The sequence below is a fragment of the Acinetobacter sp. SWAC5 genome (assembly GCF_003419885.1).
Taxonomy (GTDB): Bacteria; Pseudomonadota; Gammaproteobacteria; order Pseudomonadales; family Moraxellaceae; genus Acinetobacter; species Acinetobacter cumulans.
In genome coordinates, this window is record NZ_QUWR01000003.1 from 203,323 (window position 1) to 216,032 (window position 12,710).

A 12,710-nucleotide genomic window follows, 5' to 3' on the forward strand; every position below is an offset into this window, starting at 1 on the left:
TAAAATATGCTGAATGGTGAGTTACAGCTTGCCACTTTACTTATAAAAGTGATTTTGAATAATATTGAAGAAAAGGCTACCGTTCAAAAGATATGTACTTCACAAAATTGACCCAAAGAGCTTGGGTGTGATTGTATGATCTGTTTAGACTCACTATAAATTTAATGGATTTTATTCGCCTATGTTTGTGCGATTGTTTTATACCCTTCGAAAATACGGCGTTCCTGTTTCTACACGTGAGCTGATTGATCTAAATGAAGCTGTGGCAGCAGGTTTGGTATTTGCAGACCAAGATGAGTTCTATCAGCTTGCAAAAACTGTCATGGTGAAAGACGAACGCTTCTTTGATAAATTTGACCGTGCAATGAAAGACTATTTTGATGGTATATCGACCTTTGATTTAGATGAATTGCTCAATCAGGTGCACAAATTACCCAAAGAATGGTTTGATTTGGAGTTGCTTGAAAAGCACCTCACACCAGAACAACGTGAAGAACTCAAAAAAGCAGGTTCGCTCGAAGAACTGATGAAAATGTTGGAAGAACGCTTGCGTGAACAACATAAAAAGCATCAGGGTGGTAATAAGATGATTGGTACGGGAGGCACATCACCTTTTGGTGCTTTTGGTGATCATCCTGAAGGTGTACGCATTGGTGGTCCTGGGCGAAAACGTTCCGCGGTTAAAGTGTGGGAGCAACGCCAATACCGTAATTTGGATGATGACCAAATTTTAGGTAGCCGTCAGATGCAAATGGCGCTACGCCGTTTACGTAAATTTGCCCGTCAAGGCGCTGCCGAAGAGCTCGATATTGATGGCACGATTCGTGAAACTGCCAAACAGGGCATTTTAGATGTGCAATTGGTGCCTGAGCGCCGTAACCGTATTAAAGTGCTGATGCTGTTTGATGTGGGTGGCTCGATGGATGCTCACATTGCCCAATGTGAAAAACTCTTTTCAGCAGCCAAAACCGAATTTAAAACCCTTGAATATTTTTATTTCCATAACTGTTTGTATGACTATGTTTGGAAAGACAATATCCGTCGTTCAAATACGCGTATGAATACATGGGATTTGTTTAATACCTATGGGCGTGACTATCGTGTGATTGTGGTTGGTGATGCCAGCATGGCGCCGTATGAGTTGAACTCTGCTGGTGGTTCAGTCGAATATATGAATGATGAAGCTGGTAATGTATGGTTGCACCGCCTGCGTAAGCATTTTGATAAAACGGCTTGGCTAAATCCAGAAGAAGATAATTATTGGCATTACACACAAACCATTGGTCAAATCAAACAAATCTTTGAGGATCACATGTATCCAATGACCTTAAAGGGTGTTGAGGATATGACTAAGTATTTAGCACGCTAGGTATAAGTTGGTCATTTGCTTGTAAGAAGTTGCAAGTTTTGTGAACTACTTTGAATAATATATAGATTTTGACTTGTTGTGTTTGGTCGAAATTCGTTAGTATCAGGTCAGTATTTTTTCGCTCTTTATGCTCAGGGGTTTTTTATGAATCATCTAATTAATGGCATTGCCTTACCAAATGAAGAGGGCTTCTTTGGTAATTATGGTGGTCAGTTTATTCCACCTGATTTAAAGCAAGCGATGGATGATATTAATGTTGCTTATCAGGAGATCCGCCAAACTGCGGAATTTCAAGATGAATTAAAAGAGCTATTCGCTCACTATGTAGGTCGTCCGAGTCCGTTATTTCATGCAAAACGCTTGTCTGAGAAGTTAGGTGGTGCACAAATTTATTTGAAGCGTGAAGACCTCAACCATACAGGTGCACACAAAATTAACCATTGTTTAGGCGAAGCACTGCTTGCTAAATATATGGGTAAAACTAAAGTGATTGCAGAAACAGGCGCTGGCCAGCATGGTGTAGCACTTGCAACAGCATGTGCTCTTGTGGGTATTCCTTGCGAAATTCACATGGGGCAAGTAGATATTGAAAAAGAACATCCAAACGTGGTGAAAATGAAAATTTTAGGTGCAAACCTAATTTCAGTCACACGCGGTACTGCAACACTTAAAGATGCAGTGGACAGTGCTTTTGAAGAATATCTAAAAGATCCGAAAAACTTCATTTATGCAATTGGTTCTGTGGTTGGTCCGCATCCATTTCCAATGATGGTGCGTGATTTTCAGTCGATTATTGGTGAAGAAATTAAGGTTCAAACCAATGAGCGTTTTGGTGCAAATCCTGACTATGTGGTTGCATGTGTGGGTGGTGGTTCAAATGCAGTAGGTGCATTTACGGCATTTTTAAATGAGCCAAATGTAAAATTGGTGGGTGTGGAGCCAGCAGGCCATGGTCTAGATACAGACATGCACTCAGCAACTTTAACCTTGGGTAAGCCAAGTCAAATTCACGGTATGGCGTGCTATGTACTAGAAGATGAAAAGGGTGAGCCTTTACCTGTGCATTCGATTGCATCTGGTTTGGATTATCCGGGTGTAGGGCCACAGCATAGCTTATTAAAAGATTTAGGCCGTGTTGAATATACGACTGCAACAGATCAAGAATGTTTAGATGCATTTATGACACTATCACGTGTTGAAGGTATTGTTCCAGCATTGGAAAGTTCACACGCAGTAGCTTGGGCTTTACGTGAAGCACCAAAACTAGCTAAAGACGTCAAAATCGTTGTAAACGTTTCAGGTCGTGGTGATAAAGATGCTGATTATGTTGCAGCAAAATTAGGCTTAAATTAATCTATATTCCTAAATAGACTTAGCTGAGCATCTTCTTTGGTGGGTGTGTAAAGTTTTAATAGTGTATTTAAATTATCCCAGTTTTTGACTGGGATATTTTTTTGCACATATTTTTTATAAAAATCATGGTTAAAAGCAGAAGGAGCGTCTTGTGGGATCAAATTTGGATATAGCGAAAAAATAACGGCTTTTGTATCTAAGAGTTCGGCAATAGCACTGGCAATTTCTAGATTAATTGTGCGCCTATAAGTATGCAGTAAATCATCATTCTTCATGTCAAGCATAAGTTGTTCGAGCTCAGCAATTAAACGATTGAGCTGAGTGACTTTAAGTTGGGTGGTGTTGAGTGTATTCATAATAGGTATATTTCTAGTTATGTTCTTTTAATGTCTATTGAATGTAATCTATTTGTCATTACAAAAACGGTTCATTTAAATAAAATCTCTGAAAAGTCAGAGATTTTAGGCGGATAGACTTTTTAACCTGAAATATATTGCTGAAGTTGTTCGATCAATTTGTGTTGATCATCCATGGCAGCTTTCACTAAATCTCCAATAGAAATTAGGCCAAGGAGTTGATCATTTTCAACCACTGGTAAGTGACGCAGATGTTTATCTGTCATCAGTTCTAGGCAGTCTTCTACAGTTGCGTTTCGGGTTACAGTAAGTACTTTTGCAGTCATAATTTCACTGACGGTGGTATCAAAAGATTTACGGTGCATAAGGGCAATTTTGCGTGTGTAATCACGTTCAGAGAGAATGCCTGCAACTTGGCCATTTGTTTCAGTCACCACAATGGCACCAATGCCTTTTTCGGCCATTAAACTAATGGCATCAAGTACAGTTGCATCTGGATGTATGGTGTAAACAGTTTGAAAAGCTTTCTCTTGAAGTACTTGAGCTACATTCGTCATGATCTTTGTATTCCATATTTAACGTTATTATTAGTTTTAAAGTATCGTGGATTGCATAAAAATCCAATACCAAGATATGCATAAAATTATTGTGTGATATCTCTATCTTTAAGCTATCACAAATTGGCGTGGCGTAAAGAAAAAATGTCGCATTTGTGCTGTGGTCAGCTTAAATTTTTTATTTGCTGTATACAGTGCTGGTGTGGCATGTATACGCGTGAGTGTAGGGAGTAAAGCCACTTCAAAATCTTGAGGGGTTATTCTTTTGGGTGTGTAATGTGGCCAATGTTTTTTAGCATAGCGATGTGCTTGTAAGCCGTTGAGCCAAAATGGGAAGATATAATCTTCTCCATCATTGCTCATTGCCCATCCGTCTCGGTAAAGTCCCCAGAGCACGCCACAATACATCATGGTTTTTAAAATCGTAATTTTAAAAAATAGCTCTTTAGAAATTGGGTGAAAGGTGTGCATCTGAAATCTGTCTAACTGTAGTTGGAACATCGGATTATTTTAATGGTCAGAGATGAAACTAGTGTTTAAGCTTAGCCAAAAAAGCGTAAGTAAATGTGTATTTATGAAATTTCAAGATAAAAAAAACGCCACCTAGGTGACGTTTTATTAAGCCTGCATGGTGGCCATCTTTTCCCAATATTGGGCTTTGTAGGAATCACGTTCTACACGAAAACCTTGATAATAAAGTTCTGCTAAAAACATCGCTGCTTTACCGTGGCCTGCGCGTGCTGCTTGCTCTAGTTCTGTGACCGCGTCAATGAAATTCATTTGTGATTGAATTGTATTTACCGCATTTGCATAAACATGTTCTAGTTCATGTTGAGAGATTTGTTGAATCATATAAAACTCCTTATTGTAATTATGATCACATCTTATATAGGTCGATTGATCCTACTTGATGCATACTCAAGATAACTAAGTATTGTTAAACTAATATTACAAAATATGGTAATTGTCAAATAAAAATAAAAACCTATCTTGCTGAGTTTGAGTTTACATGATTAAACAATGATCAGTTTGATTATTTATTAATATAATTAGTGAAAATAATTAAATAACAAGGAGAACAGCACATGAGTCGTACTTTAGACGATTTAAGTTTTGATATGCCTCCGTCAGCGGAGCAAGTGATCGCACTCGCTCACTTGCATCGTACAAAATTGGATGAAGCAATTTTTCATAATGAAATTCATTTGGGAGAATTTGGGTTAGCACAGCGTAAGCGTGTATATGACTTTACACGTGAACTTGATGTACCTCAACGAGAGGCTTTTTATCAAGTTTACAATGGTGAGTTATTAAGCATTGCAGATGACGATGATCTTCATCCTGCCGAAGCAGAAGGCGGGTTGAGTATATTTGCGATGGTTGTGGTCTTGGTGATCATTGCTGCAATTTTATATTTCGCGGTTATTCGCGCCGTTGTTTAACAAAATAGTGGCTAAATTTAGTCTTGTTGGTGTCAAAGTCTACAGCTTGTACAAGAAAACAGCAGTGTGACTTGAACTTCATCTAACTCCTCCATACACTACTTTTAACTCGAGGTAGTGTATGACTATTGATTTAGAAAAAATTCTTCAATTTAAAACCAATCTATCGAAAATAAAGTTAGAGCAAATTTATAATTATTCGATTGCTACGATTGTTGCGCTCATTTTGTGTGTATCTAGTTTTGCCTTAACTCGTCCCATCTCAGTTCAAAAATTTCATAATGTGGTGTTGTTATCAGAGCAACATAGTTATCCGCTCACTCAGGAAATGGCTGAAAATCTTAAGCAACAGCGCCAAATTAGTATGCGTCAGTACCTTCGCTTAATGCATGCCTATCAACAGGAGTCAGTGCGTGCGCACCAACTCCCTGATGCTTTAGAGGAAAGTCTTTAGGATTTTGGTTTGATGCGAGTATTGTCACTCGCTGTCGATGTAAGGTTTTCGTCTAATATGCCTTGTAACTCATCTTGATCAAGCGTTGGAGAAACAATAACAATCGTCATATTGTCTGCGTGTAAGTGTTTACGTAGTGCGTTTTCAATGTCTTTGACAGTTAAACTGGCCAGTAATTTCGGATATTGACTGAGATAGTCTGCTGGTTGTCCATAAAATCCCAACAAGCCAAGCTGTGCGTTAATGGAAGCATTACTGCTGTAGTTGTTGGGATAAGCACGTAACATACCCGCTTTGGTATCTTCTAATTGCTTACGGTCTATAGGCTGTCGAATGAATCCTGCAAAGGCTTTATGGGCAACTTTTATGCTGTCCATGAGTTGATCTTGGCGTGTAGAGTAACTGAAGCTAAATACACCGGGTGCTTGACTGAAGCTAAAGCTACTATAGGCACCGTATGTATAGCCTCGTTTCACACGAAGTTCTTGCATTAAAATTGAGTTAAAGCCTCCGCCACCAAACATTCGATTGGCAACTTCTAAGGCCAATCGATCTGGATCGTTTCGTGTGGTACCAATATGACCAAAGGTGATGTGGGCTTGAGTCGATTGGAATGGTATATGCTTAATCACAAACTTATCGGTGATTAGTGGCTGTGCTAATTCACCCGCTTTTGTACCTTGTGGTACGTGGCTAGAAATATACTCTGCAAGTTTCTGTGCTTCTTTCGTGTCCAGTTTTCCTGTAATCGCAATATTCATATTCTGTGCGACTAAGAATTTATCGCGGAACTGTTTTAAGCGTTCTGGATTAATACGTTTAATACTACCGTTGGTGCCTGTAATGGGCTCAGCATAGGGGTGAGTTCCATAAACACTTCGATAAAACTGAATGCCCATTAAGCGACTTGGATTTTCTTTAAGTTGTTGCTGGCCAGCTTGATTATTACTTACAGCTAAGCTGAGACTGTTATTTTTAAAGGTCGCATTATTTAAAATTTCAAGCAACATGTTGAGTGCAGGTTCGCGTTTTTTAGGGTCTGAAAGTACACGTAGGTGCACCACGAACATATCTCTATATGCTTGAATGCTGAATCTGGCACCTGTTTGTTCAAATACACTGGCAATTTGAGTCGCATTATATTTCTCAGTGCCTTCACTCATGAGTCTTGCGGTCATACTGGCTAAGCCGCCAAGCCCATTGGCAATTTCCGTATCGCGTGCAGCGCCCGCATTAAAGGTAAGTTGTATGTCCACCATTGGTAGGTCTTGAGACTCTACGAATAAACTGCGTACCCCATAACGATTTTTGAGCTCATGTACATAAGGTGCTTGATATTCAGTTGCGGTATTTAAGTTTTTTAAGCTTTGTAAAAGTGGAATAGACTGTAACTGATTTGGTGAGAGGTCAAGATTCTCTTCGTTATTTAGAAAATCTTCTTCTGAAGAAGCGTATACAGCATGATTGAGTCCTGCGCTAAACACGAGAGCCAATAACAAGCAAGATGTTTTATTGAACATATTGGCATCCATTATTTAGAAGGTTGTTCTGGAGTGAGGTACATGGTGGTTAAGTTGTCACGAACGAAATATGTGTTGGCAACCTTTTGCACATCTTGTGGGCTGACATTTTCGTAGTAGCGAGGTAGCTCATCCATCAAGCGAAAGCTCAAATCATTGACTTCAAGATTACCAATCATTTTGGCTTGACCGACAATATCGTCTTGGTTGTAAATCATATTGGCAATAAATTTGGTACGTATACGATCCATTTCAGTGGCATCAATTAATTCATTTTTGAGTGAATCTATTTCAGCTTGTATGGCTTTTTGTGCATTTTCTAGCGATACCCCTGAGGCAGGCATAGCAGAAATACTAAATAAGCTATCACCGCGGTTATAGGGGTCATAAGAAACACTTAAAGTAGTTAAAACTTTCTTATCACGGATGAGGCGTTCTTGTAGGCGAGATGAAATACCGCTATCAAGTAAATTGCGGATGATGTTGAGCACATAAGCATCTTGTGGATTTTTAGCTGAGCTTAAAGAGTGTACATTCCATGCCATATATAAATTAGGAATTTGCACATTATTGCTTAATTCTAAATGTCGATAACCTGGACGTTCAAATTCTAAGACATCATTTCGGGGTGGTTGCTTTTGTGCAGGAATATCACCAAAGTATTTTTGGACTTGTAGTAATGCCTGTTCTGCATTGACATCCCCAACAATAACTAAAATTGCATTATTAGGCGCATACCAAGTCTTGTACCATTGCTTTAAATCATCCAGTTGGATGTTTTGCAGGTTTTTCATATAGCCAATCACAGGTTGGCGATAGTGACTGGTCGGATAAGCCAACCATTTAAAACGTTCAAAAGCCCATGAACGCGGATTATCATCTGTACGCTGGCGACGTTCTTCCATTACGACCTTAATTTCAGGTTCAAAGTCAGATTGCTTAAGTTTTAAGTTACTCATGCGATCAGCTTCAAGCTCTAAAGCCATTGGAAAATAGGTTTTAGGGTAAAGTTGGTAGTAATTGGTGTAATTGGTAAATGTCGCAGCATTAATACTACCGCCGTATAAACGGCTTAAGCGGGTAAATTCATCATTGGGTACTTTATTTGTACCTTTGAACATCATGTGCTCAAGTACGTGGGAAATTCCTAAAAGATTACCTGATTCATCTGTACTGCCGACTTTGTACCAGATATGCGTCATGACCATAGGAGAGCGATGGTCTTCACGAATAATCACTTTCAAGCCATTTTTGAGCGTTGTTTCAAAAGTTGTGCGGCTGAGCTGACTACGAGAATCAGCATGTGTTATTGAGCACATCAAACCCGTGCCCAATAAACTGGTCAAAAGAAGAGCTCGCGAAGCGCGATTTAAAAAAGATTGAAAATAAAGAGTGCGCACAAGCGATTCCAAATAAGCATGTGTGGTAGAGCACTATTTTTAATAAACCTAAGAAGAAACACAAGGATAGCCCTGTTGTTTTTTAGCATGCAGTGGAATGCAAGCAGACGAATGGCTAAAAAACTGGGAACTTATGTTAGAATCGTTGTTTTTAACGCAGTGCTTTTCAAGGATTCGGCATGCAACAGCAATCTAATGGGCAAAATAAATTTTTGATTGATGCTGATTTTGGGGATGATGATGTCACATTACCGAGCTTAGCATCCGTTAATGTGCCAATTGTAGAAACTCCGAAAGCGCCAGCTCCTGTTTCTGAGCCTGTAGCACCAGAAGTAGCAGAAGTAGAAAAAGAAGCCCCACAAGGTGGATTCTTCAGTCGTATGAAAGAGGGTTTAACCAAAACCCGTAAAAACCTTGCAGATGGAATGGTTAACATTCTGATCGGTGGTAAAGAAATTGACGACGAATTATTGGAAGAGGTTGAAGAACAACTTCTCGTTGCAGATATTGGTGTAGACGCAACAAAAACGATTATTGCAAACCTGACTGAACGTACAGCACGCGGTGATTTGATTTATTCTCATTCATTGTATAAAGCACTTCAGGAAGAGCTAGTTGCATTACTTGCACCACGTGTAAAACCATTACATATAGATCCAAATAAAAATCCGTATGTAATCTTGGTTGTGGGTGTCAATGGTGTAGGTAAAACCACCACAATTGGTAAGTTAGCAAAACGCTTACAGGGCGAAGGTAAAAAAGTCATGTTGGCGGCGGGTGATACCTTCCGTGCAGCGGCAACTGAACAGCTTCAAATTTGGGGTGAGCGCAATAATATTGCAGTCGTTGCGCAAGGCCATGGTGCAGATAGTGCATCGGTGATTTATGATGCTTTTGAAAGTGCTCGTGCTAAAGGTGTAGATGTCTTAATTGCAGATACTGCGGGACGTTTACATAACAAAAGCAACCTCATGCAAGAATTGACTAAAGTTAAGCGTGTAATGCAAAAAATTGATGCAACAGCACCACACGAGGTGATGTTGGTGGTTGATGCGGGTACAGGTCAAAATGCCATTAATCAAGTTGAAATGTTTGATGAAGCTGTAGGTCTTACAGGTTTAACCATTACCAAACTTGATGGTACTGCAAAAGGTGGCGTATTGTTTAATATTGCAAGCCGTACACATGTGCCTATTCGTTTTATTGGTGTTGGTGAAAAAATTGACGATTTACGTCCATTCTCGGCAAAATCATTTGTAGCTGCACTTTTTGAAACTGATAAATAAGCATCAAACATTTGAAACAGGCTTGAAAACCATAAAATTCAAAATGTGTGATATTTCACACAAACTCCGCCTAGTGCGGAGTTTGTTTTTTTTAAGGGTGCTAAGCGATGGAAAAACAAACGGATTAGTAAAAAGCAACTCAGTTCTAAAGGTCAAAATTTATTACACTAAGCTGATCAATACATTGTTGTTGTGATTTTATTTTTGGGGGATTCACTATGGCACTGTTGAGCAAGATTAGTCATGTACTAACAGCAGATATCACAAAAGATTTTAAGCTTAAGAAAAAAGATGTAGAAGTGTCAGAAGAGCAGACATTTGTAGATCAGCTAAAAAAACGTCGTAGTATTTATGATCTAGGTAAACGAGTTCACTTTAGTCAAGCATACATTGCAGAACTTATTCAAGAATCTGTACGCAGTTGCCCATCGGCCTATAATTCGCAAAGTACGCGTATCGTTGTGCTTTTTGGTGAGTCACATCAGCAGTTTTGGGGCATCGTACGAGAAGTTGAGCGCCGTAATGTGCCCATCAGCGTATTTGAGGGTGTTGAAATGAAAATCGCAAAGTGTGCTAATGCTTTTGGTACGGTTTTGTTTTATGAAGATCAAGCAGTAATTCAGCAATTACAGAAAAAAGTTCCATTTAGTGCCAGCGATTTTCCGGTTTGGTCAGAGCAAACATCGGGTATGGCTCAGTTCGCAGTTTGGACTGCATTGGCTGATTTAGGTATAGGTGCATCTTTACAGCACTATAATCCAATGATTGATCAAGCTGTTAATCAGCATTTTGATATTCATTCAGATTGGCTCATGCGGGCGCAACTGGTTTTCGGTTCTATTGAGGGCTCAATTCCAGAAAAAGAAGATCGAGAAGATCACGAAAGTTTCCGTATCTATGCATGAGTTTTTTGTTCGAGCGGTATGTCTATACCGCTTTATCTGTTAAAAATAATTATTAAATAAAAATAAAGCTTTAACCGTGCTTACTTTTACTAAAGTAACTTGGGTGTTCTAAAAATGATACGTAATGTCATAAATTTGGTCATTTCGAATTCATATAAATCCTCTATGATGAGCATATCTAATATTTGCGATACAAAAACAAGAGGGTTCAAAATGTCTTTTCTAGATAAAATTAAACAACGCCGTACTATTTATGCGATTGGTAAAAACCTGTCGGTTGATCAAAAGGCTATTGAAGAGACAATTCAAGAAGCAGTACGCCATAGTCCTTCATCTTTTAACTCACAAACTTCTCGCGTTGTGACCTTATTTGGTGAATCACATACGCAATTTTGGAATATTGTACGCGAGACTTTACGTCAAATCGTTCCAGCTGAAGCATTTGCAGGAACTGATGCAAAAATTAGTAGTTTTGCTGCTGGGTTTGGTACGGCATTATTTTATGAAGACCAAGCGACGGTAAAAGCACTACAAGAGCAATTTGCTTTATATGCCGATAACTTCCCAGTATGGTCAGAGCATTCAACAGCAATTGCACAGTTTGCTGTATGGACAGCATTAGCAGAACAAAACATTGGTGCATCTTTACAACATTACAATCCAATTGTAGATGCAGAGGTTGCTGCTAAATTCAATATTCCTGAATCGTGGAAGCTACGAGCACAATTGGTATTTGGTTCAATTGAAGCACCTGCTGGTGACAAAACATTTATTGATGATTCTGAACGCTTTAAGACATTTAATTAATATTCACAAATCAGATGAATAAAAGTTCAAAGTAGAAAGTTAAATCAATACATTTGCTTTGAATGCTTAACATCATAAAAAGGAGTGCTTATGCACTCTTTTTTATGCGTAGAAAATCATTGTCATAAAGTTGTCATTTATACATTGCATAGTGCATCTAAAATTGAATAGAACAGCAAGAGTATAGACATGGTTTTTAAAATTGTGGCAGGTATTGGCGCATTCGCAATAAGTAGTATCGCTTTTTCAGCAGTCACACTTTCAGTTCCTGAAGAAATTAAGATAGTTGCTATCAATGATCAAGAAATTGGCACTAATTTTTTGCGATCGAATAATAAAATAAAATTAAATGCTGGAACGAATGTAATCGGTGTCCGTTATAGTGGTTACTATCAACATCCAGACAATTCACATGACATTTTAAAATCAGGCGTCGTCACAGTAAAAACACCAGCTTTAACAGATGGTAATAATTACAGCTTGGCATTAATTAATCCTCCACAAGATTTTGACCAAGCAGAAAAATATAAAGATGAACCAATCATTGGTTTATATGACCAAAACAAACAATTATTGGTTCAGCAAGCCGGTGCTAAAGCTAGTAAATCATGGCTGAGTTCGGTATTTTCAGATTCAGATACACTGGATGCAACACAAATACCGCCTCAAGCACATCAACCAGCACCAATTTATACTTCTCAGACTACCCAAGCCACTCTAAATTCAAACGTATCAACACAGACACTTATTCAGAGTTGGCAACATGCAACAAAGCAAGAAAGACAAGCTTTTATGACTTGGCTGGCAGAACAGAGTAATTAAGCGCTATTTCTCGTGGCTTAAAGATAAACAAAGTGATTGAAAGTCGGACTCTTCCGACTTTTTTATTACATGACTGAATAATGAAGATGCCAAGATACAAATAATGTGTTTAATTGTGCTTTAAAAATAGGCATAATTTTTGAAATATACAGTTTTAGGTTGAAAAATAATCGAACAATTCAGTATTTCTAATTAATTTAGAAATAGGGGTTGCGCTTGTTTTAAATCCGTATAGAATACACCACATCAACACGATGAACGAAACGAAATGTTGCGCTAAGTTGTTGAATTTGTTGCTGATGAGGCACAAATAGATCATTAAGAGATTATGAAGAACAACTTGTGTGGATTTTTACTGGTTGATCAATCGAATATATTTTCATTGATAATTGGTAGAAATTTCTCGAAGTTTATTTGAGCAAATATTTGTCAGTAATTG

The 12,710-nt window shown here is 38.5% G+C and carries 14 protein-coding genes; 8 read left to right on the forward strand and 6 right to left on the reverse strand.

The window, feature by feature from the left end; all coding sequences use genetic code 11:
* Window positions 1–181 precede the first annotated feature (181 nt).
* Together DYI81_RS03825 and trpB are read left to right on the forward strand one after the other, a co-directional pair.
* Window positions 182–1,369, forward strand: coding sequence for a VWA domain-containing protein (locus tag DYI81_RS03825; RefSeq protein ID WP_106986679.1), 1,188 nt, complete (start codon window positions 182–184; stop codon window positions 1,367–1,369).
* A gap of 144 nt (window positions 1,370–1,513) precedes the next feature.
* Window positions 1,514–2,722 carry a tryptophan synthase subunit beta gene (gene trpB, locus DYI81_RS03830; RefSeq protein WP_106986680.1) on the forward strand — a complete coding sequence of 403 codons (1,209 nt, stop codon included), beginning with the start codon at window positions 1,514–1,516 and terminating at the stop codon, window positions 2,720–2,722.
* On the opposite strand, the gene DYI81_RS03835 is transcribed toward trpB, so the two are convergent.
* The 4 genes from DYI81_RS03835 to DYI81_RS03850 form a co-directional block, all read right to left on the reverse strand.
* On the reverse strand, window positions 2,719–3,078 hold the full coding sequence (locus DYI81_RS03835) for a hypothetical protein (RefSeq protein WP_117006754.1): 360 nt from the start codon (window positions 3,076–3,078) through the stop codon (window positions 2,719–2,721). The genes trpB and DYI81_RS03835 overlap by 4 nt on opposite strands.
* Window positions 3,079–3,200: 122 nt before the next feature.
* A complete protein-coding gene (locus tag DYI81_RS03840) occupies window positions 3,201–3,635 on the reverse strand; it encodes a CBS domain-containing protein (RefSeq protein WP_106986682.1) in 435 nt (144 codons plus the stop codon).
* A 108-nt stretch (window positions 3,636–3,743) separates the two neighbouring features.
* Window positions 3,744–4,106, reverse strand: coding sequence for a DUF2750 domain-containing protein (locus DYI81_RS03845; protein ID WP_106986683.1), 363 nt, complete (start codon window positions 4,104–4,106; stop codon window positions 3,744–3,746).
* 147 nt (window positions 4,107–4,253) lie between these two features.
* Window positions 4,254–4,487, reverse strand: coding sequence for a hypothetical protein (locus tag DYI81_RS03850; RefSeq protein WP_106986684.1), 234 nt, complete (start codon window positions 4,485–4,487; stop codon window positions 4,254–4,256).
* Window positions 4,488–4,720: 233 nt separating this feature from the next.
* On the opposite strand from DYI81_RS03850, the gene DYI81_RS03855 reads away from it, so the two are divergent.
* Together DYI81_RS03855 and DYI81_RS03860 are read left to right on the forward strand one after the other, a co-directional pair.
* The gene (locus DYI81_RS03855; RefSeq protein ID WP_117006755.1) at window positions 4,721–5,077 is read left to right on the forward strand and encodes a hypothetical protein; all 357 of its coding nucleotides are present in this window, start codon (window positions 4,721–4,723) and stop codon (window positions 5,075–5,077) included.
* A gap of 121 nt (window positions 5,078–5,198) precedes the next feature.
* The gene (locus tag DYI81_RS03860; protein WP_106986686.1) at window positions 5,199–5,531 is read left to right on the forward strand and encodes a hypothetical protein; all 333 of its coding nucleotides are present in this window, start codon (window positions 5,199–5,201) and stop codon (window positions 5,529–5,531) included.
* On the opposite strand, the gene DYI81_RS03865 is transcribed toward DYI81_RS03860, so the two are convergent.
* The gene (locus DYI81_RS03865; RefSeq protein WP_117006756.1) at window positions 5,528–7,051 is read right to left on the reverse strand and encodes a pitrilysin family protein; all 1,524 of its coding nucleotides are present in this window, start codon (window positions 7,049–7,051) and stop codon (window positions 5,528–5,530) included. The genes DYI81_RS03860 and DYI81_RS03865 overlap by 4 nt on opposite strands.
* A gap of 11 nt (window positions 7,052–7,062) precedes the next feature.
* Window positions 7,063–8,370, reverse strand: coding sequence for a pitrilysin family protein (locus DYI81_RS03870; RefSeq protein WP_106986692.1), 1,308 nt, complete (start codon window positions 8,368–8,370; stop codon window positions 7,063–7,065).
* Between the two features lie 260 nt (window positions 8,371–8,630).
* Here DYI81_RS03870 and ftsY point away from each other — a divergent pair, with 260 nt between their 5' ends.
* The 4 genes from ftsY (at window position 8,631) to DYI81_RS03890 (ending at window position 12,271) form a co-directional block, all read left to right on the forward strand.
* The gene (gene ftsY / locus DYI81_RS03875) at window positions 8,631–9,737 is read left to right on the forward strand and encodes a signal recognition particle-docking protein FtsY (RefSeq protein WP_106986688.1); all 1,107 of its coding nucleotides are present in this window, start codon (window positions 8,631–8,633) and stop codon (window positions 9,735–9,737) included.
* A gap of 218 nt (window positions 9,738–9,955) precedes the next feature.
* The gene (locus DYI81_RS03880; RefSeq protein WP_106986689.1) at window positions 9,956–10,642 is read left to right on the forward strand and encodes a nitroreductase family protein; all 687 of its coding nucleotides are present in this window, start codon (window positions 9,956–9,958) and stop codon (window positions 10,640–10,642) included.
* Window positions 10,643–10,855: 213 nt separating this feature from the next.
* The gene (locus tag DYI81_RS03885) at window positions 10,856–11,449 is read left to right on the forward strand and encodes a nitroreductase family protein (protein ID WP_106986690.1); all 594 of its coding nucleotides are present in this window, start codon (window positions 10,856–10,858) and stop codon (window positions 11,447–11,449) included.
* A gap of 189 nt (window positions 11,450–11,638) precedes the next feature.
* Window positions 11,639–12,271, forward strand: coding sequence for a DUF2057 family protein (locus tag DYI81_RS03890; RefSeq protein WP_106986691.1), 633 nt, complete (start codon window positions 11,639–11,641; stop codon window positions 12,269–12,271).
* Window positions 12,272–12,710: the final 439 nt, after the last annotated feature.